A 22,605-nucleotide genomic window follows, 5' to 3' on the forward strand; every position below is an offset into this window, starting at 1 on the left:
GCGCAGCAAAGTGACACAGCAGCGCGGGCCTTGTCCCGCACACCAAGCCACTATCGAAAACAAAGAACAGGGCGTGTTCAGCGCAGTGCGTCCCAACGCGCAGCCAGCAGGCTCACCACATCATGCACCGGCAGGCCCGTCGCCAGCGCTACGGCATCGCGGTAGACCGGCATGTTGGTGCATTCCAGAACCAGCGATTGGAGCTGGGGATGCGCCTGTTGCAGTGCCACCGCGGCGGCAACCACATCGCGCCTGGCCTGGGCAATGTCCATCTCCGCCTCGTTCTGCAGAATGCGCGTGGCAAATTCGCTGCCGGGCGCCACGCCCTGCACGGGTACTCCCGCAGGCACACCCGCCGCCTCCAGGATACGCGGCGTGAGCGAGGCCGCAGCAATCGTCACAACGCCAGGCGCTGGCAGGTCTGCGCATTGCAGCAGGCTGGAGCTGACCACCGGCACCGACACGCTCTGCGCCAGCAGGCCCTGGTAAGCCGCCAGAAACCCGCAACTGGTGGAGATGAGTGCGGCACCTTCGGCCTCCAGCTGCCGGGCGGCATCGATAAATGGCTGCACAAAGTACGGATCGGCATCCTGCACAATCTTGGCCGGCAACGCGCCTTCGACCTTCAGCATGCGCACCGGAATGCCCAGCTGTGCCCATGTCTGCGGGTTGCCAATGTCGCCAGGGGGCCGCGGAAAGCGCGTATCCAGCATCAGGATGCCGAGAAACGGCTTTGGCCGCCCGGCGCCAGTCTGGCTGGATTTCATCAGCCGCCCAGATGGGGCATGGCGGGCAGCGCGCCACGGCGATCGATCTTGCGGCTGAGCACCACCGAGGTATAGGTCTGGCGGATGCCATCGATCAGGCCGATGCGATCCAGCAGCGCGTCGAGCTTTTCGTTGGAGTCGCAACGCAGAAAGATCATGTAGTCGTGCTGGCCCGAAACGGCCGAGACTTCTTCCACCTCGGGAATGCCTTCGAGCACCTGCATCACCGACTGCGCCGTCTTGGGCATGACGGAAATGCCGCAATAGGCGCGCACGGCCGATTGCTCCAGCTTGCTGCCCAGGCGTACCCCGTAACCGGCAATGACGCCCTCTTTTTCAAGCCGTGCAATGCGGGCCACGACGGTGGTTCGCGCCAGGTTGAGCTTGCGGGCCAGCTTGGCCGTGGATTCACGGGCATCGGCCTGCAGCAGAGCAAGCAGCTTGCGGTCGATGTCGTCCAGTCGAAAATCCATTCCTTGTTCCCTCTTCTTAAGCAGTGTGTCCGATGATACGGCCCAAAAAACTGCGCGTGGCTTCTTCGCGCGGATTATCGATCACCTGCGCTGGCGGCCCCTCCTCAACCACGACCCCATCGCGCATGAAGACGACCTTGTCGGCCACCTCACGCGCAAAGGCGATCTCGTGCGTCACGAGGATCATGGTCATGCCGTCTCTCGCCAGCGACTGGATGACCTGCAGCACTTCGCCCACCAGTTCCGGGTCCAGCGCCGAGGTGGCTTCGTCAAACAGCATCACCGAAGGCTGCATGGCAAGCGCACGGGCAATGGCCACCCGCTGCTTCTGGCCGCCCGAGAGCTGATCGGGCATCATGTGCGCCCGCTCGGCCAGTCCCACCTTCTGCAGCAGGGCTGTGGCGCGGGCTTCGGCCTCGGCCTTGGGCAAGCGCAGTACGGTGATGGGCCCTTCCATCACGTTTTTCAGTACGCTCATGTGCGGAAACAGGTTGAAGTGCTGAAACACCATGCCGGTGCGCGCACGAAAACCCGCCAGCATCCTGTCCTTGGGCAGTTGCGTGGCGCTGCCACTGAAAGCGAGCGACTGCGCATCCACGCGGATCTCGCCACCGTCTGGCACCGTCAGCAGATTGATGCAGCGCAGCAAGGTGGATTTGCCCGAACCCGAAGGACCGATCAGCGCAACCACCTGACCGCGGTTCACTTCCAGGCAGATGTCCTTGAGCACTTCAAGCTTGCCGAAGGACTTTTTCAGGCCCTTGATACAAATGAGCGGTTGGTCCTGCATCTCAGGCCTCCTTGGCAGTCAGGTTGCCGTGTTCCAGGCGTTTGGCCCACAGGGTAATCGGGAACAGGATCACGAAATATGCGATGGCGATGAAGGTGTAGACCTCCAGCGGGCGGTAGGTGTCGTGCGCAATCACCTGGCCCTGGTAGAGCAGATCCGGCACCGCCAGCACCATCAGCAGCGAGGTGTTCTTGAGCTGCAGGATGGATTGGTTGACGAGCGGCGGAATCATCTTGCGAAAAGCCTGCGGCAGCACGATGCGACGCATCACCTGCCCGCGCGTCATGCCAATGGCCTGGCCCGCCTCGGTCTGCCCAATGTCCGTCGATATGATTCCGCCCCGGATGATTTCGGAATAGAAGGCCCCGCCATACAGCGACAGGCACAGCGCTGCCGCCACCGGCGCACTCATCTCGATGCCGGTGAGCACCGGCAGCGCATAGTAGAACCACACCAGCTGCACCAGCACCGGCGTGCAGCGGAACACCTCCACAAAGGCACGCAACGGCGCAGTGACCACCTTGTGGCGCGACAGCCGCCCCAGCCCCGCCACCAGCCCGACCGCCAGCCCACCCAGCACACAGATCACCGTGAACAGCAAGGTATAACCGATTCCACCCACCAGCAGGGTGCGGTACTTCCAGAGGAAGCCAAAGTCCCATTCGTACATATCTCAACCAACCTTGAACGCATACACCCCGGAACGGCGCCATGCCATGCCGGGGTGCGTCACACAGGCCAGGGGCCCGTGCATGTACATATTTAAAACTTCACTTCCTTGGGGAAAGCATCGGCCTTCACGCCAGCGAGCTTTTCCATGTTCTTGAGCACCACGGACTGGATCTCGCCCTTGCTGCGGGCCTCATCCAGCCATTCGTTCACGGCGTTCTCGAAATCCTTGTTCGCTTCCTTGCGCAGACCCACATTGGTATTGGCGGTCTCCACGGGCGTTGGCACATACACCGTGCCCACGTCAGGACGCTTGGCAACCAGCGGCTGCGACAGCAGTACCACCAGCACCTGGCAATCGGAGCGGCCCGTCTGCACCGACATGGTGGCGGCGCCCGAGCTCTCCAGGCGCGAGATGCTGGCCTTGGGCAGCGCACGGGTGGCGAACTGGTCCTGGTTGGAGCCAATGTCCACGACGATCTTGGCCTCGGGCTTGTTCAATTGCTCCCAGGTCTTGACCGGCTCATGGCCCTTTTTGCACACGGCCGTGAAGGTATTGTTCAAGAGAGGCTTGGAGAAATTCACCACCTCCTGGCGCTGCGGAGTCGGCGCCAGGGCAAACATCAAGTCGATCTTGTTGGACTGCAGATCCAGCACGGAGTTGCCCCAGGTCGTCTCCACAAATTTCACCTGCACGCCGAGCTTCTTGGCCAGACTCTCGCCAAAATCCGGGCCAAAGCCTTCCCACTTTTGCGAAACCAGATCCTTGTTGAAATAGGGAATCGCCCCAGCCACGGTCCCCACACGCAGCTCCTTGGTGCGCTTGACGCGCTCCATGGTCGACTCCTGCGCCACAGCCGCGCCCGCCACTGCAACCCCAGCAATCGCCAGTGCAGCCACACCCATCCACTTTTTGACAGCAAACATTCAGATTCCCCGGTCGCAGTGTTGCACCGCGTGATGTAAAAACCGACAGTGTATTCCTCTGAAAACCTTGGCAAAAAACACAAAACGTCGACATGTATCAATGTTTTCGTCAAACTGACGAAAAACTGACAAATTAGGGGTTAATACGGACTAAAGAGCGTTACCAAGGGGACAGCCCGCCGCGAATTCTGAAATCTGAAAGCGCCTGTCTGCTGGCAAGCCTACAATGCATTCGTGCCCTCTACCCTCAACGCAGACCTGCATTGCCACTCCACATTCTCCGACGGAACCCTGACGCCGGCGCAATTGGTTGCGCGCGCCAGCGAACGCGGTGTGCAATTGTGGGCGCTGACCGACCATGACGAAATCAGCGGCCTGCCACAGGCGCGAGAGGCGGCAAACGATGCTGGTCTCGCCTTTTTGACGGGCGTGGAAATATCGGTCACCTTCATCGAGACCACCGTGCACATTGTCGGCCTGGGGTTCGACGCGGACAATGCCGCGCTGCAGGAAGGACTGGCCCGCACACGAGGCGGGCGCGAACAGCGTGCGCGCGAGATGGCAGAGGGTCTTGCGCAGGCAGGTATTGCAGGAGCGTTCGAAGGCGCGTTGCGCTATGTGGGCAACCCCGATCTGATCTCGCGCACCCATTTTGCGCGCTTTCTGGTGGATGCTAAGGTTTGCCGCGATACGAACGAAGTCTTTCGTAACTACCTAGTGGAAGGCAAACCCGGTTTTGTGCCGCACCGCTGGGCAAGGCTGCACGATGCCGTGCACTGGATTGTGGATGCCGGCGGCATGGCCGTGCTGGCCCATCCCGCGCGCTACCGGCTCAACGCCACCGAGGAATACGTGTTGTTTTCCGAGTTCAAGCAGCATGGCGGCCAGGGGGTAGAAGTGGTCACCGGAAGCCACTTTGCCCACGAATACGGCAGCTACGCCGACAAGGCACGCGAATTTGGCCTCTATGCCTCGCGCGGCTCGGACTTCCACAGCCCGGCAGAATCGAGCACCGACTTTGGAGCCCTCCCACCACTGCCCACCGGGGTGACGCCCGTTTGGGATGCGCTGCAAGCGCGAGTCATTCGCCCCTGAAATTCGGCTTTTGCGCCTACACGCCAACTGCTGAAAGCTATCAAAATAAGAGCAAAAACGATCACCCACCCGGAGTACCACCATGGCCCAGTACTTTGAAGTTCACCCCGACAACCCGCAGCCGCGCCTGCTCAAGCAAGCTGCTGCCATGCTCAAGGACGGAGGCATTCTGGCCGTGCCCACCGATTCCAGCTATGCGTTTGTCTGCCAGCTGGACAACAAGCAGGTGGTAGACCGGCTGCGCCGCATCCGCCAGATCGACGAGAAGCGCATGCTCACACTGCTGTGCAGTGACCTCTCGCAACTGGCCAGCTACGCCATGGTGGACAACCACCAGTTCCGCATCCTCAAGCTTGGCACGCCAGGCCCCTACACCTTCATCCTCGATGCCACCAAAGAGGTGCCGCGCCGCATCAGCCATCCATCCCGCAAGACCATTGGTCTGCGTGTGCCCGACCGCAAGGGCTTGCTGATGCTTTTGGAGCTGCACGGCGAACCCTTGCTCTCGACCACCTTGATTCCCCCTGGCGAGACCGAGCCCTTGAACGACCCGCAGGAAATCCGCGAGCGCTTTGAATCACAGATCGAGCTGGTCGTGGATGCGGGCCCGTGCCCGCTGGAGCCTACGACCATCGTGGATCTGACGCCCATGGGAACCGGTGGCGCACCGGTCGTGGTACGCGAAGGGCGAGGCCCGCTTGCGCAACTGGGGCTGTGAGATACTTTTACGAGCAATTGGCTGCCAACGTACAGCTGATGCGCGCAGGAACTTTTATTTTGATAGCAATTCCTAAGGATATCGCCTGCAGAAAGCAGTTTTACAGCCCGATAGGCTAGACTGCTTTGGTTGCTGCGCTGCACCACAATTACCACCTTCATGACCATCGCCCTGTGAACCCTGAACTGATCCAAAACGTCTTGATGTATGCGCTGCCCGTGCTGTTCTCCATCACGTTGCACGAAGCCGCGCATGGTTATGTGGCGCGCCATTTTGGCGACAACACTGCCGCAATGCTGGGGCGCATTACGCTCAATCCGATCAAGCACATCGATCCCATTGGCACCATCGTGATGCCACTGGCTCTTTATTTCATGACCTCGGGGGCCTTCGTGTTTGGCTACGCCAAGCCGGTACCCGTGGCCTTTGGCAACCTGCGCAACCCCAAGCGCGACATGATCTGGGTCGCGCTGGCCGGCCCCGCCACCAATTTTGTGCAAGCGCTGGCCTGGGCCGTGGTGCTGGGCATACTGGCCATCAGCGGGCTGCACGAGCCCTTCTTCCTGGGCATGGCCAAGGCCGGTATCGCGGTCAACCTCGTGATGTGGGCATTCAACCTGTTTCCGCTGCCCCCGCTGGACGGTGGCCGTGTGCTGGTGGGATTGCTTCCCTACAAACAGGCCGAGGCCGTCTCCAGAATCGAGCCTTACGGCTTTTTCATCGTGATGGGCCTTGTGGTCGCAGGCATCGTCAGCACCATCTGGATGCGCCCGCTGATGACCGTGGGCTACGCTGTCGTTGACACCATTCTCAAGCTCTTTTTATAGACCGGCTACCACGGCGGCTGATTGCAGGTATTGCGCCATGCAACGGCCCCGATGGCGATAGTGCTACATTGCATTCCGGCTGCGACGCCAGTGGGCGCAAACGCACAAAGCGTGCGCCCAGGCTCATTTTCCCAATCAAGAACCATGAAAAAAACCCGTTTCCTCACCGGAATCACTCCATCGGGCACCCCCCATCTGGGCAACTATGCCGGCATGATGCGCCCAGCCATTGCCGCCAGCCGCGCCAAGGATGTCGAGAACTTCTACTTTCTGGCCGACTACCACGCCTTGATCAAGTGCCAGGATCCGGAACGCGTCAATCGCTCGACCCTGGAGATCGCAGCCAGCTGGCTGGCTGCCGGGCTGGATCCTGAGCATGTCACCTTCTACCGCCAGTCGGACATCCCCCAGATTCCCGAGCTCACCTGGTTTCTGACTTGCGTCACCGGCAAAGGGCTGCTCAACCGCGCCCATGCCTACAAGGCCGCGCAGGACAAGAACCACGAAGCAGGCAAGGACAGTGACGACGGCGTGACGGCAGGCCTTTTCATGTACCCCGTGCTGATGGGCGCTGACATTCTGGCCTTCAATGCCAACAAGGTACCTGTTGGCCGCGACCAGATCCAGCACATCGAGATGGCTCGTGACATGGCCTCAAGCTTCAACCATCTGTATGGAGAGTTTTTCACGCTGCCGGAAGCCGCGGTCGATGAACAGGTAGCCACCCTTGCAGGCCTGGATGGCCGCAAGATGAGCAAGAGCTACGACAACACGATTCCCCTGTTCTCGACCCAGGCCCAGCTCAAAAAGCTGATCGGCTCCATCGTTACCGATTCGCGCGCGCCAGGCGAGCCCAAGGATGTGGAAGGCTCGGCGCTCTTCCAGATCTACCAGGCCTTTGCCAGCGACGAAGAAACGGCCGCCCTGCGCCAGGCCTACGCCGATGGCATAGCCTGGGGCGACGCCAAGACCATGCTGTTTGAATGCGTGGATCGAGAAATCGCACCCCTGCGCGAACGCTACAACGACCTGATGGCCCACCCGCAGGAAGTGGAAGCCATTTTGCTGCAGGGTGCTGAAAAGGCCCGAGCCTACTCGCAGCCTCTGTTGGACAAACTGCGCAGCGCGGTGGGCCTGCGGCCTCTGACGGTGGCAACCACTGCCACTACGGCAAAGGCCAGCGCCAAGACAGCGACCGCATCCTTCAAGCAGTACCGTGAAAAAGATGGCAAGTTCTATTTCAAATTGGTACGCGCAGACGGTGCTGTACTGCTGCAAAGCCAGGCCTTTGATGCCCCTCGAGATGCCGGTGCGATGATTGCCCAGCTGCAATCCCAGCCCGAAATCTTGAACCAGGTGATGGCAAACCTGCAATTGGGGGACAGTTTCTCGCTTTCCGACGTGGAATTGGCACTAAAAGAACTAGCCGAAAGCTGATTAGCTGCCTATACTGTAATTGCAACGAAATGTTGTAACTATTGTACGAATGACGGACGCTCGTTATTTGTACGAGTTGAATGCGTGTTTTGATTTGCCTTTATTATTGGTTATCTTATAAAGGTAAGCTATTAAGTTTTGGGAGAGAGCTGCTATGAGGATTGTGGCGCTGGATGATGATCTGGTGGTGTTGGACATGCTTTCCAAAACCTTGGAGGCGGAAGGCCACGCCTGCACAACCCATACCACTGGTGCGTCTTTGATGAAAGACATGCGTCGTGAGACCTACGATCTGCTGATCCTGGACTGGCAACTGCCCGATACCTCCGGCCCGGTGGTGGTTCGCTGGATCCGCGACAACGTCAGCCAGGATCTGCCCGTGCTCTTCATTACCAGCCGCCAGGGCGAAGCTGACATTGTGGAAGGCCTGGAATCGGGCGCGGATGACTTCATGGTCAAACCGCTGCGGGTTGCAGAGTTGGTGGCCCGCGTGCGTGCATTGCTGCGCCGCGCCTATCCCGCAGCCACCAAGGGCACCATGGAGTTTGGCCGCTACCGGTTCATGTCGGACTCGCGCACGCTCGAAGTTGATGGCAAACAGGTGGAGCTGAAAAACCGCGAGTACGATCTGGCGCTCTTCCTGTTCCAGAACATGGGGCGCCTGCTCTCTCGTGATCACTTGCGTGAAATCATCTGGGGCCAGAACTCCGATGTGATCTCGCGCTCACTCGACACCCATGTCTCGCGCCTGCGCACCCTGCTGGATCTGCGCCCGGAAAATGGGTACGTCATCAATGCCGTCTATGGTGTGGGCTACCGTTTCGAGGCGGTCAAGCCGCAGGCTGAGGCCGCGCCGACGAATTGAATCGCCAACGCCATACACGGCTGCCGGCCAACCCACCCAGAGGGTGTGTTGGCCGTCTTGCCGCTATGGCGTGGGCAAATACGCACCGCAAATTTGCGGTACAGAAGGATTTTTGATGTTTGTAAACCTGCACGTAACGCTGCCTGTTTCGCTGCTGATTGCCTTGGGAGTGCTGCTGCCGCGCGCGGCCGTCGCAGCCTCGGCCGACCAACTGCCAGATATCCAGCACAAGGTGCAGCCCGGCGACACCCTGGAAGGTGTCGCCAAGCGCTACCTCAAGGATCCGCAGCAATGGCGTGCGCTCGGTGAGCTCAACCAGGTCAGGTATCCCACCCGTCTGCCGGTCGGCTCGACCATCGTCATTCCTGCGCGCCTGGTAGGCTACCAGAACGCTGTTGCCGAGTATGTGCAAGGCGATGCGCAGTCACGCTCACCCCATATGGGCGGTGATGGCGGCTGGCAGCGGCTCGTCCAGGGGGCCGTGTTGACCGAAGGCGACGAACTGAAAGTAGCACCTGGCAGCTTTGTGACGCTGAAGTTTGCCGATGGCAGCTCGGTTCGCATCAATGAAAAATCGGAGCTGAAACTCAGTGAAATGCGCAAGAACCAGCGCACGCAGGAGCAGCAATCGGTGCTGAACCTGAACAAAGGCGGCATCGAGTCGCAGGTCACACCCGCGATCGAGCAGCGCCGCAAGCGCAAGTTCGAGATCAAGACGCCCATGGCCACCACCAGTGTGCGCGGCACCGTGTTCTCCGTCAGCATCTCTGACTCTGGTGAGGCCATCACCGCAGTAGACCACGGCGTGGTTGCCGTGGCCGGCAGCGCCGCAGCACGCGAAACCGCGGTCAAGGCCGGCCGGGGCATTGCCGTGCAAAACAACGGCCATGTGGGAGCCATCGTGGATCAGCTTGCAGCGCCCAGCCTGCAAGGCAACCCACCGGTGTTTGAAGACGCCGATTTTCTGACCATCCAGCTCAGCCCCGTGGAACAGGCCCGCCAGTACCAGGTCAAACTGGCGCACGACGCCGACATGCGACAGGTGGTGCGCAGCCAGCGCTTCGATACGCCGCTGGCCAAATTCCCAGGCGTCGAAGACGGCAACTACTACGTCGCAGCCCGCGCAATCGACAGCCAGCAGATTCCCGGCAGGCCCCATGTGGAAACAATCAAGGTCAAGGCAACGCCGGTGCCTCCTCTGTATTCCAGCCCCGCGCCCGATGGACTGATCGGCATCAGCGATGGCGCACTGACGTGCACGGAAGGCGGCAAGGACGTCATCGGCTACCGCATTCAGGTGGCTGCCAGTACCAATTTCGCCCAACCGCTGGCAGACAGTGGCGTGGTGGCCGAATGCCAGACGGCCATCACCAAGCTGGCTGCAGGCAGCTACTACTGGCGTGCCGCCAGCGTGCGCAAGGCCGCAGACGGCAGCCAGGACCAGGGGCCATTTTCCAAACCCCAGGCATTCAAGGCGGGTACCAACCCGGCGTCCTTGAGCGCGGATGCACTCAGCCCGGGCGATATGGACGCGCCCAATCAGCTGCAACTGTTCTGGACGGGAGAGCCAGGGCAGAAATACAACCTGCAGCTGGCGCGCAACGAGCAGTTCAATGCCCCTCTCAGCACCGTGCAGCTCGACCAGCCGCGCTGGGTATCCGACGAACTCACGCCGGGGGACTATTTCGTGCGCATCCAGGTACTGGATCCTTCCGGCCTCAAAAGCCGCTACTCGGCCGCTCGCAAGCTGACCGTAGAGTCCGCAATCACCACTGGCTACGGCTCCATGCTCAAATCGGACGACGGCAAACCCGTGCAGAGCCCACGCTGATCGATCTGCCAGCCTGCGGGTAACCTGCCCAAGGCAACCAGTCCGCCATAACGTGAGCCGCTCTCCTTTGCTGACACGAACCCAGCTGCGGTGGCTGGAATGGCTGGTGCTGGCTGCCATTTTGCTCGCCTGTGTGGCCTGGGCCAGCCTGCGCGGGCAGCCCCGTGCAGTCAACGCCATGGTGCACGACCTGGCCGGGTGGGTCAGCGCGCCACATGCGCGCAGCGATATCGTCATCGTCGCCATTGACGACGCCAGTCTCCAGAGCGTGGGCCGCTGGCCATGGCGACGCGCCATCATGGCCCAGCTGCTCAGCGACATCGAGGCGCAAAAGCCCGTCACCATCGGCGTTGACGTGCTCTTCAGTGAGCCCGATCGCGTGCACCCGCAGGATGACGAGCTGCTCGCCGATGCTATGCGCCGTGCGGACAATATCGTGCTGCCGGTGGATTGGCGCATGGCTGGCGTCGATATCGGTGCCGAACTGCCCATTGCCAGCCTGCGCGGCGCCGCCCGCGAGCTGGGCCATGTCAATGTCAGCGTAGACGAGGATGGCGTGATACGCCGCTATTTCGCCGCCCAGGGCGAAGACACCGGGCCCTGGCCACACTTTGCCATTGCCATGCTGTGTGCAGCCGGCCGCAGCCACCCGCTGTGCCGGGGTGTGGAGCCTCCACGCGCCGGAGATAATTGGGTACAGCTGGAGCCCGAAGTCTTCGATTTTGCCCAGGGCGCCGAGCCCTATCGCCTTTATTCGGCCGAAATGGTGCTGACCGGCCGAGTGCCCACCGACGCCTTCACTGGCAAATACGTGCTGCTGGGCGCCACTGCATCGGGCCTGGGTGATTACTTTGCCAGTCCGGCGCGCCCCTCATCGCGCCACATCGCCGGTGTGGAGCTGATCGCCCATGCCCTGGACTCGCAACTCTCCGGCCGGCATGTGACTCCTGCCTCTTCGGTTACCGACGCCGTGGTGAATGTGAGCATCATTTTGCTGGCCCTGGCGGCCATTGCGGTGCTGGGCCCGATGGCAGGGCTCGCCATGCAGCTGGCTCTGGCCGTGGGCGCCCTGCTGCTGTGCTTTGCGCTGCGCAGCTGGGGCGGCATACAGCTGGCGCCTGCCGCTGCCCTGATGGGTCTGGTGGTGATCTACCCCATCTGGAGCTGGCGCCGCCTGAGTGCAGCGGCTTCCTTTTTGCAGCAGGAGATGGTCACTCTGCGCGAGGCGCTGGAAAACACTGGCGCGCCGCAGCGCAATGCGGCATTGGTTGATGACTTTCTGGACCGGCGCATCAAGGCGGTCGAGACTGCCACCAGCACCTTGCGCCAGATGCACGGCTTTGTACGCGACACCCTGCGCCAGATCCCGTCCCCCACGTTCGCCATTGACCCCCAAGGCATGGTCAGCCTGCACAACCAGGCGGCAGACCAGTACGTGCAGCGTCTGGGCATTCCATCGCAGGGCATGGTGCCGATCCAGGCTGTGCTGCAGGGCCTGCGCATCAAATCCACGGGACAGGAGTTGCAGTTTGCAACACCCGAGCAGCTGCAGGCCTTGCCGACCGAGAGCGAGGTGGTCGACCGCCAGGAGCGCCCCTGGCTGTTGCTGGCCGAAGCGTTTCGCCCACCAGCGCCTGACGGCTGGCTCCTGATGCTGGTGGACATGACCGAGTTGCACAAGGCCATGGAGCAGCGCGACCAGGCGCTGCGCTTCATCTCGCACGACTTCCGATCGCCGCAGGCTTCGATCATCACCTTGCTGGAGATGTACCAGGAGTTTCCCGGCCAGATGAGCGAAGCCGATCTGCACCACAAGATCGGGCGCCTGGCCAACCAGTCGCTGGAAATGGCGGAGAGCTTTGTGCAGCTTGCATCTGCCCAATCCCAGAGCCTGCAACGACACCTGGTGTACCTGGACATGCTCTTGCAGGAAGCCGTGGACGATTGCTGGGCCAAGGCAACCGAGAAAAAACTGCAGGTGCGCTATGTGCCCGGCGCGCTGGAGGCCGCTGATACCGAGATCGCAACCGTGGGCGACCGCTCGCTCTTGCACCGCTGCCTGGTGAACCTGATCACCAACGCCATCAAATACAGCCCGGCCGGCAGCCTGGTAGAGACCAGCGTAAGCGCAGACCAGGGCTACTGGGTGGTTCACATCCGCGACCATGGCTATGGCATGAATGCCGAGCAGCTGACGCGCCTGTTCCAGCCTTTTCAGCGTTTTCACCAGGGCAGCCAGCCACAGATCACCGGTATCGGGCTGGGCCTGACCTTTGTCCAGACCGTGGTGCAACGCCACCAGGGCTTTGTAACCGTGACCAGCGCCGAGGGCGAAGGCTCGTGCTTCAGCGTACACCTGCCAATGGACCCAGGCGATGGAGCTATGCACGCCGCAGCAGCATGAAAGCCGTGAACAGGCCGATTCAAGAGCGGTGATTCAAGAGTCTGTTCACAGAGCACCGAGGCATCATTCAGTCAGAACCAAAAAACAATAGCACTCTGTTCTTTGCTGGCCTTTATTTAAACGTGTTTTGCAGTTGGGAGCATTCAGGAACAAGCGCAACACACTCTCTTTTTGGGGCGCAACTGCACTCCCCAAATGCCAGCGCTCAGTGCAGCTCCTTGCCCTTGAGTTCCGGCACCAGGAGCATGGTCGCCAGCGCATCCAGCACATAGATCGCGGCCAGCAGCGCAATTGCCATCTGAAACGAATACTGTGATGCAATCGCCCCAATCACCACTGGCCCCAGGCCGCCTACAGCGCGGCCCAGGTTGAACAGCACGTTCTGCGCCGTTGCGCGCGCCTCGGTCGGATAGGCTTCGCTCATCAGCGCGCCAAAGCCGCCCATCATTCCGTTGACAAACATGCCCATCAGCGCGCCAGCCCAGAGCATGGTGATCGGGTCATTCAACTGGGAATACACCAGCACCATGGTGGCTGCACCGGCCTGAAACAACAGAAAGCTCGGCTTGCGGCCAATGCGGTCCGCCAGCTGACCAAAGATCCAGATGCCGGCCATCATTCCCAGAATGGTGACAGCCGTCCACATGGCGGATTTGGTCAGGTTGAAGCCCAGCTTGTTCGCCAGAAAGCCCGGCATCCAGATCATGATGCCGTAGTAGCCAAAATTCTGCACCGAGGTGAGCACCACGATGCCCGCGCTGATCTTGGTGGTGGCGCGGTCCTTGACCAAAAGCTTGAAGCACTGCAGCGCCGATGGCTTCTTCTCACGGCTGCGCACAAACACTTCCGGCTCATGCAGGCGATTGCGAATAAACCAGGCCACGAATGCTGGAATCACCCCCACCAGGAACATGCCGCGCCAGCCGATGTACGGCAGCAGCAGCGGCGTGAGCAGCGCCGCGCCCAGCACCCCCACCTGCCAGCCCAGCGCCACATACGACGACACGCGGGCGCGGTAACGCGCAGGCCAGGCCTCGGCCGCCAGCGCCATGCCAATGCCAAACTCGCCACCCAGGCCGATACCGGCCAGTGTGCGGTAGACCAGCAGGTCCCAGTAGCCCTGCGCAAACGCGCACAGGCCGGTGAACACGGCAAACATCACGATCGTCCAGGTCAGCACCCGGATACGTCCGAATCGGTCGCTGAGCGCGCCAAACACAATGCCGCCCACCACGGCGCCAATCAAGGTCCAGGTCACCAAAGCCCCCGCTTGCGCGGTCGACAGACCCAGGTCCTCCCGGATGGCGCCCAGCATGAACCCCAGAATCAGCAGATCAAACCCATCCATCGCATACCCGACCGCTGACCCCGCCAGCGCTTTCCACCCATAGCCATTGACGGCGGTTGGCGGCTGGGCGGCAGATGGCTGTGATGCGGAAGAGGACATGGGAGACTCTGGTAGTGCGGAGAGAAAACGCGCACAAAAAATGCCGCACAGGGCGGCATGATTTGGCGCGGAGCGTGATTTTGCGCTTTATCTATACGCTCTGCGTAAAGAGCGAAAAATCACACATTGACTACTCGGTAAAAATTGACGACCGACCACCTACTCAATCGGCCAGAAACAGCTCCTGCAGGTCGCTCAGAAAATCAAAACCCCGCTCGGTAGGACGCACACGGGCCCAGTCGCGCGTGATCAGGCCCTTGGCTTCGGCTTGCTGCAAGGCCTTGTCGATGCTGCTGAGCGGCAGGCCGGTGCGGTCCAGATAGTCCTGCAGCGCAAAGCCCTCGCGCAGGCGCAACGCGTTCAGCATGAACTCGAACGGCAGGTCGGCGCGCTTCACATCTTCATCCTGTGCCAATGCGTTGCCCTGCAAAGCGGCATCCATGTAGCGCGCCGGGTCACGCAGGCGCACCTGGCGCACCACACGGTGCGCAAAGCTGAGTTTGCTGTGCGCACCAGCGCCAATGCCCAGATAATCGCCAAACGACCAGTAGTTGCTGTTGTGCACGCAGGTGTGGCCCGGCTTGGCATAGGCGGATACCTCGTAACGCTGCATGCCCGCGGCGGCCGTCTGCGCAGTGATCTGATCGAGCATCGCGTAAGCTTCGTCATCCTCGGGGATGGTCGGCGGGTATTTGGCGAAATAGGTATTGGGCTCGATGGTCAGGTGGTAGATCGAGATGTGCGGCGGCGCAAAGCTGAGCGCCACATCCAGATCTCGCTGCAGATCGGCAGCAGTTTGCCCCGGCAGGGCATACATGATGTCGAGGTTGAAGGTATCGAAGTTGCTGGCCGCCTCTGCCACCGCAGCCACCGCCTGCGCGCTGTCATGCACGCGGCCCAGCGCCTGCAGATAGCGATCATCGAAACTCTGCACGCCGATCGACAGGCGCGTGATACCTGCGGCACGGAAAGCCTTGAAGCGGTCCTTCTCGAATGTGCCGGGGTTGGCCTCGATCGTGATCTCGCACCCCGCATCGACCCGCAGACGGGCGCGAATGGCCGATAGCAACCGGTCAATTGCCGCCGGTGAAAACAGGCTTGGCGTGCCCCCACCCAGGAAAATGCTGTGCACGCTGCGCCCCCAGACCAGCGGCAGCGCCTGCTCCAGATCGGCAATCACGGCGTCGATGTAGCGATCCTCCGGCAGCCCGGCGCGGCCATCGCGCGCCTCGTGCGAGTTGAAGTCACAGTAGGGGCACTTCTTGAGGCACCAGGGCAGGTGTACGTACAGCGACAACGGCGGCAGGCTGGCCAGCTGCAAAGTGCCCGGCCGCATGTAATGCTGAACGTCTTTCAGGCCTGTTGCAACCGCCTCGTGGGCACCGATAGCTATCATTTTTGAATCTGTCATATCCCAGGCTCCTTGGCCGAAGCAAAAGCCGCCGTCCGAGACGAGCAAGCGGCGCTGCAGCCTGACGAGCGCATGCGCCTCAGTCCTTTGCCGCAGCGCGTACAGCAGCGCTTCCAGCCAGCCAGTTCTCGCGCACCAGTTCCATCATCAGGCGCGACGAACGGCCGCGATGACTGTGGGCGTGCTTGACCTCAGGGGTCATCTGCGCAAAGGTCATTCCCAGCTCAGGGATCAGCAGCACTGGATCAAAGCCGAACCCCCCCTCACCCATGGGCTGCTGCGCAATCAGTGCGGCCACCCGGCCTACTGCCACCAGGGGCTCCGGATCTTTGGGGTGGCGCACGGCCACCAAGGTGCTCACCATGGCCGCGCGGCGGTCTGTCACGCCACTCATCTGCTCGATCAGGGCGCGCACATTGTTGGCATCGCTTTTCTCGTAGCCGAACTGCATGCAGTAATAGGCGGTATCCACGCCAGGCAAGCCGCCAAATGCCGCCACGCACAGGCCCGCATCATCAGCAATTGCAGGCAGACCCGTACGCTCTGACGCAAAGCGTGCCTTGGACAGTGCATTTTCCAGAAAAGTGCCATAGGGCTCGGGCGCCTCACCATCCATCAATGCGCCTTGCGGCACCAGTTCTACGCCCAATGGATGGAACATGGCCTGCAGCTCGGCGAGCTTGCCCTGGTTGTTGGATGCAAGAACGATTTTCATGGTCTGAATGACGCTTGGCGTGCAATGATCAAACGCCAAACGCTATATTTTTAATAGTATCCAAGCAACAAGGCGGCCTAGGTGACCGCCTTGCAGATGTTGTGGGTGTGGTAAGTCCTCATTATCAGCCGACGGCCAAAACGCTGCATGCTGCGGGCCTTCTGCACGCCGGACTACAGACGCCTCAGGGCAATGGCGGCTGGGCCTTGCTTCCGTCTGGCTCGGCGGGCGGCTCTGGCGGCATGGCGCCTGCCGCAGACGGATCTTCCTCAGAGACAAACCGCTCCGCTCCCGGCATTTCCCATTCCAAAGCCACGGCGGTGACGTTGTCGCTGCTGGCTCCGGCCTTGCGCAGTGCGGCGTCAATCAGATCAGGGATGGCGCGCGATACCGACTTGTTGCCCAACTCGCGGGCAATCACCGTCTCGGACACGCTGCTCCACAACCCATCGGAGCACAGCATGATGCGGTCACTGCGGTGCAGCTCGGTGGGGCCTGCCACATCAAAGAACGGCCTCGAAGGGCTGCCCAGGCAGGTGAACAGCACATTGCGGTTGAAGCGATCAGGGTTGACGCTGGTGACACCGGCGCCGCGCAGCTCCATGTACGAATGGTCGCGTGTGCGCGCCATCACCTTGCTGCCACGCACCATGTACAGCCGGGAATCGCCGCAGTGCACCCACCAGACATTGCCATCCTGAACCACCGAAGCGACCAAGGTCGTACGCGGCGGATCTTCCATATTGTTCGCAATGGCGTACTTGAGGATATTGTGGTGGGCAGATAGCAGCGCGTTTTCGAGGAACTCTGCCGGGTCGTCCAGCTTGGGGCGAGCCAGGCGCTGAAAATCGAGCGATACGGTCTGTAGCGCCAGCTGCGCCGCAACCTCTCCTTCGGGGTGACCACCCATGCCATCGGCAACGACAAACAGACAGGATTCCTTGGTATAGCTATACCCCATCCTGTCTTCGTTCTTTTCCCGACCACCCTTGCGACTGAGCTGGAAGACCGAGAATTTCATTTCGTGGAGCCCCCAGCGCGCGCCTGGATATTTTTCTTGGTATCGCTTACCAGCGAGTCAATCGACATACGAACTTTCTCGGAAACCGTCAGCTTGGTGTAGCGGCGCTCGTCTTCGCGCGCCAGCTCCTTCTGCAACAGAAACACCGACTGCGGTCGCGCCTGGGGATCCAGCGCCATGCACCACTCCACCAGCTCAATCAGGTTGTCGGAATAGACGCCACGCACCTTCGACAGGGCAAGGCTCAGGCGGTCCTTCTCCTGGCGCTTGGGAGCGTCGTTGGGCGGAATCCCCTGCATGCAGGCATAGATGCACGCGCCAATGGCGTAGATATCGGTCCAGGGCCCCAGCGGCGTGTCGCGGCGGTACATCTCGGGAGCAGCAAAGCCCGGCGTGTACATGGGGCGCACAAAATTGCCTTCCTTGCTGAGCACTTCGCGCGCAGCGCCAAAGTCGATCATCAAGGCCTTGTTGTCATCGGTGATGAAGATGTTGGCCGGCTTGATGTCCAGATGCAGCATCTTGTGCTGGTGCACGATCCGCAGGCCGCGCAACACCTCGTCGAACAACGAGCGGATCGTCGATTCGCGGAAGACCTTGGCTTCTTTCAGGTCACGAGCGGTCACGATGAAATCCTGCAGGGTTGCCCCCTCCAGATAATTCATCACCATGTAGACGGTATCGTTCTCGCGGAAGAAGTTGTAGACGCTGACCACCGACGGGTGGGATATTTGCGCAAGCGCCCGACCCTCTTCAAAAAAACTCTTGAGGCCCAGTCGGTACAGCGACAGTTTCTCGGGCTCTACCGTTGGCGACAGCGCACCAGGCTCGCGCGAAGCCAGACTGGACGGCAGATATTCCTTGATGGCCACCTGCTGGCCATCAGGCGCCAAAGCCAGATAGACAACCCCGAACCCCCCCGACGATATGCGCCGCACGATACGGTATCCACCTATGACGGTATTGGTGGGTAACGGCGCTGGCTTTGCTTTTGACATAGTTAGATGAACAACGCAGGTATATGAGAAGCCTGATAATGAGCGCGATTGCAAGCAACCCCATACAGTCCTATGCCAGTTTACAGCATGACAGGCTATGCCTCTGTCCAGCAAAGCATCCCACCGGCCGGTGGCGACAATGCTCCCTCTCTCTGGCGCGTCGGACTGGAAATTCGCTCGGTTAACAGCCGTTTTCTCGATTTATCTTTCAAGCTTCCGGAAGACCTCAGAAGCTGCGAACCACAGTTACGCTCTCTTGTCGATAATAGTCTGAAGCGCGGCAAGGTGGAAGTGCGGGTTCTGATCGTCAGTGAACAAGCGTCAAACATTCCCGTGGCCTCCGCCCGTCTGCTGCAGCAGCTGGGCAGCTTTCAGGACACCGTCACCGCATGGATGCCCAGCGCCCAGCCCTTCACTGTGGCAGAAGTGTTGCGTTTAAGCGGCACTGGCAGCGCCGACCTTCCCGACAACTGGGCCGAATCCGTGACCGACCTTTGCAAACAGGCGCTCAAGGCATTGCTGGACGCCCGCCAGCGTGAAGGCAAGCGCCTGACCACCATGCTGCAGGACCGTGTCGACCAGCTCAAGACGCTGGCCGAAAAAGCCGAGCCGCTGGTGCCTGAGCTCGTCAAACAGCAAAAGGAGCGCTTTCTGGAACGCTGGAAGGACGCCATGGCGTTGACCGAAGGCAGCGTCTCACCCGAAGCAGCACAAGATCGCGCCCTAACAGAAGCCACCTCCTTTGCCATCCGCATCGACGTTGCCGAAGAAATCACCCGCCTGCGCTCGCACCTCGATGAAATCACGCGCCTGCTGGGTAAGGGTGGCGACATTGGCAAGCGCCTGGATTTTTTGATCCAGGAACTACACCGCGAAGCCAACACGCTGGGCTCCAAATCAGCCGCACTGGAGCTCACGCGCATCAGCGTCGACATGAAGGTGCTGATCGAGCAGATGCGCGAGCAGGTGCAGAACATCGAATAAAAACAAAAAGCTATTCACCATGGATTACCCAGGAAATCTCTTTGTCGTCTCAGCCCCCAGCGGGGCTGGAAAATCTTCGCTGGTCAAGGCCTTGCTGGAGCTCGACTCCCAGGTCTACCGCTCCATTTCGCACACCACGCGCGCGCCGCGCGGCCAGGAAAAGCATGGCCGCGAATACTACTTCGCATCGCGCGAAGATTTTGAAAAAATGATAGCAGGCAATGCTTTCGTGGAATGGGCCAACGTACATGGCAACATGTATGGCACATCCAAGAAAGCCATTGAGGAGCGCCTCGCCAAAGGCGCCGACATCGTGCTGGAGATCGACTACCAGGGCGCCCTGCAGATCAAGGAGAGCTTTCCGCACGCCGTGCTGATCTTCATCCTGCCTCCCAGCTGGGATGAATTGCGCTCGCGCCTAGAAAACCGTGGCGAAGACACATCGGATGTGATCGCGGTGCGCCTCAAGAATGCGCACCAGGAAATGTCCCAGGTCGACAAATTCGACTTCGTTATAATCAACGAGTTATTTGAACGCGCTCTGTTTGATCTGAAAGCTGTTGTTCATTCGCAACGGCTGCGTTTTTTGTGCCAGCGCCGCACCCGCGCTGAAATATTCTCGTCACTCGACATATCTGACAGCCTGGAGAACTCCTGATGGCCCGCATCACCGTAGAAGATTGCCTCGAAAAAGTCCCTAATCGCTTCCAGCTCGTGCTTGCGGCCACCTACCGTGCCCGTATGCTCAGCCAAGGCCACACCCCCAAGATTGACAGCCGCAACAAGCCTGCAGTCACCGCTTTGCGCGAAATCGCTGCTGGCAAGGTTGGCCTGGAAATGCTGAAAAAAGTTCCGGGTTAACCCCCCGCACTTTCACATGCCAATGGCACCGAATATCGGTGCCATTTTTCTTGTTATTCACACAAGTTTGTCATCGCACGCTACAGTAAAGGCGTGAAGTCCGTGTCCATCTCCACCCCTCCCGTTCAATCTTCTGGTACTTCCGCTACCGCAGCAGCCAAGCCTGCCATGTCCTATCCGGTAGTCGTGAGTGCCTATGCCGCATTCCTGGAAAAGCTCGATTACCTGAACGATGCCGATCTGGCCCGGGTGGAAGAAGCCTTTGAGTTTGCAGCAGCAGCCCATTCGGGGCAGTTCCGCAGCAGCGGCGATCCCTATATCACCCATCCCATTGCGGTGGCTGAAATCTGCGCCACTTGGAAGCTGGACGCCGAAGCCCTGATGGCCGCGCTGATGCACGACGCCATGGAAGACTGCGGTGTCACACGGGACGATATCGCCCGACAGTTTGGCGATACGGTGGCAGAACTGGTTGATGGCCTCACCAAGCTGGACAAACTGCATTTCAATTCGCGCGAAGAGAACCAGGCCGAGTCCTTCCGCAAGATGCTGCTGGCCATGGCGCGCGACGTTCGCGTGATCCTCGTCAAGCTGGCAGATCGCACCCACAACATGCGCACCATGTCGGACATGCCGCGCAGCAAATGGGGGCGCATCTCCACGGAGACCATGGAAATCCATGTGCCCATTGCCAATCGCCTGGGCATCAATCGCGTCTACCGGGAACTGCAGGATCTGGCCTTCAAGCATCTGCATCCCTGGCGCCATGACACCCTGGTCAAAGCCCTGGGCCGATCGCGTAACCGCCGCAAAGAGGTGGTGCAGAAAATCCACGCAGAGGTGGACGCATCGTTCGCCAAATCCGGTATCAAGATTCGCTTGGGCAATCAGGAAAAAACCCTGTACTCCATCTATAAGAAGATGGATGCCAAGCACCTCTCGTTCGCCCAGGTCACCGACTCCTACGCAGTGCGAGTGATCGTGCCCAATCTGATCGACTGCTATACCGCGCTGGGCGTGCTGCATCAGATCTTCCGTCCGGTGCCATCCAAGTTTCGTGACTACATCGCCAACCCCAAATCCAACGGCTACCAGTCGCTGCACACGACCCTGGTAGGCCCATCGGGTGTGAGCATGGATTTCCAGATCCGCACCGAAGACATGAACCTGGTCGACGAAAACGGCGTGCTCACGCATTGGATGATCCAGGCTCGCTCGTCGACCGGCAGCGAGCAGCTGGGCAACAAGTGGGTGCAGTCGCTGCTCGATATCCAGGACGAAACCCGAGATGCGCATGAGTTCTGGGACAACGTGCGCGTGGACCTGTTCCCCGACTCGGTCTATGTGTTCACTCCCAAGAACCAGATGCTGACACTCCCTCGCGGCGCCACGGTTCTGGATTTTGCCTATGCCATTCACAGCAATGTGGGCGAGCACACATCTGGCGCCCGCATCAACCATGAGCAGGTTCCCCTGAGCACTGTGCTCAAAAGTGGCGATATTGTCGAAGTCACCACCTCGCCCGAGGCGGTGCCCCACCCCTCCTGGCTCACCATCGTGCGCACAGGGCGAGCCAAATCCAAGATTCGCTACTACCTCAAAACCCAGGGCCAAAGCGAAACCGGTGTACTGGGCGAACGCCTGCTGCTCCAGGCACTGCGCGCAGAAGGGATCTCGCAGTTGCCCGAGGCCAAGCCTATCTGGGATGAATTGCTGGAGCGCCTGGGCGCGCGCAACAAGGCAGAACTGTTCAGCGACATTGGCCAGGGCAAGCGCATCGCCGTATTTGCCGCCAAGCAAATGGTGGATCTGCTGGCAGAACAGGGAATGCGCCCTGATGCTGTGCTGCTGACCCAGGAGCGCTACAAAAACAAGAGTAGCTCAGTTACCACCGCCGTGGCACTGGATGGCAGCAACAACGCGGCAGTCAAATACGCAAAATGCTGCCGCCCGGTCCCCGGCGACAGCGTTGCCGGATACCTGGACCGCAATGCAGGCCTGCTGGTTCACAACAGCGAATGCGCCGTTTGCAAGAAACTGCTGAGCAAGGACGCAGAACGCTTTGTCGAGGTGGAATGGGCAGACGAGCCCAAAGGTGACTTCGAGACAGGCGTTGTTGTCACCATCATCAATGGCAAAGGGGTACTCGGCAAGATCGCAGCCGAGATTGCAGCCCTCGGCTCGGATATCACGCACATCACCATGGATGATGAAGTTGCCATGAACACCACGGAGCTGAAGTTTGTGCTGCTGGTCAAAGATCGCCAGCAGGTCGAACATATCCTGCGCCAGCTCGTCAAACTATCTTATGTATCGCGCGCCTACCGCATACTGCCTACGGCCTGAATAGACCCAATACAGACCG

At 60.4% G+C, this 22,605-nt stretch carries 21 protein-coding genes; 11 read left to right on the forward strand and 10 right to left on the reverse strand.

Translation table 11 applies throughout. The annotated features are described in order from the left end of the window. Positions 1-77 precede the first annotated feature (77 nt). The 5 genes from HNP33_RS13235 to HNP33_RS13255 all read right to left on the reverse strand — a co-directional run bounded on the left by HNP33_RS13235 (position 78) and on the right by HNP33_RS13255 (position 3,626). Positions 78-767 carry an aspartate/glutamate racemase family protein gene (locus tag HNP33_RS13235; protein ID WP_184709165.1) on the reverse strand — a complete coding sequence of 230 codons (690 nt, stop codon included), beginning with the start codon at positions 765-767 and terminating at the stop codon, positions 78-80. Further along, positions 767-1,240: an Lrp/AsnC family transcriptional regulator gene (locus HNP33_RS13240; RefSeq protein ID WP_184709164.1), complete on the reverse strand. Its 474-nt coding sequence runs from the start codon at positions 1,238-1,240 to the stop codon at positions 767-769. Before HNP33_RS13240 ends, HNP33_RS13235 begins: the two co-directional genes overlap by 1 nt. A 16-nt stretch (positions 1,241-1,256) precedes the next feature. Next, a complete protein-coding gene (locus tag HNP33_RS13245; protein WP_184709162.1) occupies positions 1,257-2,030 on the reverse strand; it encodes an amino acid ABC transporter ATP-binding protein in 774 nt (257 codons plus the stop codon). A 1-nt stretch (position 2,031) separates the two neighbouring features. Continuing rightward, positions 2,032-2,700, reverse strand: a complete 669-nt coding sequence (locus tag HNP33_RS13250) for an amino acid ABC transporter permease (RefSeq protein ID WP_184709160.1) — start codon at positions 2,698-2,700, stop codon at positions 2,032-2,034. 92 nt (positions 2,701-2,792) lie between these two features. Next, on the reverse strand, positions 2,793-3,626 hold the full coding sequence (locus tag HNP33_RS13255; RefSeq protein ID WP_184709158.1) for a transporter substrate-binding domain-containing protein: 834 nt from the start codon (positions 3,624-3,626) through the stop codon (positions 2,793-2,795). A gap of 234 nt (positions 3,627-3,860) precedes the next feature. Here HNP33_RS13255 and HNP33_RS13260 point away from each other — a divergent pair, with 234 nt between their 5' ends. From HNP33_RS13260 to HNP33_RS13290, 7 genes are all read left to right on the forward strand, one after another. Continuing rightward, positions 3,861-4,721, forward strand: coding sequence for a 3',5'-nucleoside bisphosphate phosphatase (locus HNP33_RS13260; RefSeq protein ID WP_184709156.1), 861 nt, complete (start codon positions 3,861-3,863; stop codon positions 4,719-4,721). An 82-nt stretch (positions 4,722-4,803) separates the two neighbouring features. Continuing rightward, positions 4,804-5,439, forward strand: coding sequence for an L-threonylcarbamoyladenylate synthase (locus HNP33_RS13265; protein WP_184709154.1), 636 nt, complete (start codon positions 4,804-4,806; stop codon positions 5,437-5,439). Between the two features lie 203 nt (positions 5,440-5,642). Next, positions 5,643-6,266, forward strand: a complete 624-nt coding sequence (locus tag HNP33_RS13270; protein ID WP_184709266.1) for a site-2 protease family protein — start codon at positions 5,643-5,645, stop codon at positions 6,264-6,266. 144 nt (positions 6,267-6,410) lie between these two features. Continuing rightward, positions 6,411-7,703, forward strand: coding sequence for a tryptophan--tRNA ligase (locus HNP33_RS13275; RefSeq protein ID WP_184709151.1), 1,293 nt, complete (start codon positions 6,411-6,413; stop codon positions 7,701-7,703). Positions 7,704-7,857: 154 nt separating this feature from the next. Next, on the forward strand, positions 7,858-8,568 hold the full coding sequence (locus HNP33_RS13280) for a response regulator transcription factor (protein WP_184709149.1): 711 nt from the start codon (positions 7,858-7,860) through the stop codon (positions 8,566-8,568). Between the two features lie 115 nt (positions 8,569-8,683). Beyond that, positions 8,684-10,399, forward strand: coding sequence for a FecR domain-containing protein (locus tag HNP33_RS13285; RefSeq protein WP_184709147.1), 1,716 nt, complete (start codon positions 8,684-8,686; stop codon positions 10,397-10,399). Positions 10,400-10,451: 52 nt separating this feature from the next. Continuing rightward, positions 10,452-12,803, forward strand: coding sequence for a CHASE2 domain-containing protein (locus HNP33_RS13290; protein ID WP_184709145.1), 2,352 nt, complete (start codon positions 10,452-10,454; stop codon positions 12,801-12,803). Between the two features lie 205 nt (positions 12,804-13,008). On the opposite strand, the gene HNP33_RS13295 is transcribed toward HNP33_RS13290, so the two are convergent. The 5 genes from HNP33_RS13295 to HNP33_RS13315 all read right to left on the reverse strand — a co-directional run bounded on the left by HNP33_RS13295 (position 13,009) and on the right by HNP33_RS13315 (position 18,395). Next, positions 13,009-14,250, reverse strand: a complete 1,242-nt coding sequence (locus tag HNP33_RS13295) for an MFS transporter (RefSeq protein ID WP_184709143.1) — start codon at positions 14,248-14,250, stop codon at positions 13,009-13,011. 163 nt (positions 14,251-14,413) lie between these two features. Then, entirely contained in the window at positions 14,414-15,661 is a 1,248-nt protein-coding gene (gene hemW, locus HNP33_RS13300; RefSeq protein WP_184709142.1) for a radical SAM family heme chaperone HemW, read from the reverse strand. Between the two features lie 79 nt (positions 15,662-15,740). Next, a complete protein-coding gene (locus tag HNP33_RS13305; protein WP_184709140.1) occupies positions 15,741-16,376 on the reverse strand; it encodes a non-canonical purine NTP pyrophosphatase in 636 nt (211 codons plus the stop codon). Positions 16,377-16,560: 184 nt separating this feature from the next. Continuing rightward, complete coding sequence (locus tag HNP33_RS13310) at positions 16,561-17,397, reverse strand: PP2C family protein-serine/threonine phosphatase (protein WP_184709138.1); 837 nt, start codon at positions 17,395-17,397, stop codon at positions 16,561-16,563. After that, the gene (locus HNP33_RS13315; protein WP_184709136.1) at positions 17,394-18,395 is read right to left on the reverse strand and encodes a serine/threonine protein kinase; all 1,002 of its coding nucleotides are present in this window, start codon (positions 18,393-18,395) and stop codon (positions 17,394-17,396) included. The genes HNP33_RS13310 and HNP33_RS13315 overlap by 4 nt, the downstream gene beginning before the upstream one ends. A 72-nt stretch (positions 18,396-18,467) precedes the next feature. Between HNP33_RS13315 and HNP33_RS13320 the strand changes: the two genes are divergently transcribed. The 4 genes from HNP33_RS13320 to HNP33_RS13335 all read left to right on the forward strand — a co-directional run bounded on the left by HNP33_RS13320 (position 18,468) and on the right by HNP33_RS13335 (position 22,586). Then, the gene (locus tag HNP33_RS13320) at positions 18,468-19,379 is read left to right on the forward strand and encodes a YicC/YloC family endoribonuclease (protein WP_184709134.1); all 912 of its coding nucleotides are present in this window, start codon (positions 18,468-18,470) and stop codon (positions 19,377-19,379) included. 19 nt (positions 19,380-19,398) lie between these two features. Then, positions 19,399-20,037: a guanylate kinase gene (gene gmk, locus HNP33_RS13325; RefSeq protein ID WP_184709132.1), complete on the forward strand. Its 639-nt coding sequence runs from the start codon at positions 19,399-19,401 to the stop codon at positions 20,035-20,037. Continuing rightward, complete coding sequence (rpoZ, locus tag HNP33_RS13330; RefSeq protein WP_184709130.1) at positions 20,037-20,240, forward strand: DNA-directed RNA polymerase subunit omega; 204 nt, start codon at positions 20,037-20,039, stop codon at positions 20,238-20,240. The genes gmk and rpoZ overlap by 1 nt, the downstream gene beginning before the upstream one ends. 102 nt (positions 20,241-20,342) lie before the next feature. Continuing rightward, the gene (locus HNP33_RS13335; protein ID WP_418903845.1) at positions 20,343-22,586 is read left to right on the forward strand and encodes a RelA/SpoT family protein; all 2,244 of its coding nucleotides are present in this window, start codon (positions 20,343-20,345) and stop codon (positions 22,584-22,586) included. Positions 22,587-22,605: the final 19 nt, after the last annotated feature.

It is taken from the genome of Comamonas odontotermitis (assembly GCF_014207855.1).
GTDB lineage: Bacteria > Pseudomonadota > Gammaproteobacteria > Burkholderiales > Burkholderiaceae_C > Comamonas > Comamonas odontotermitis_A.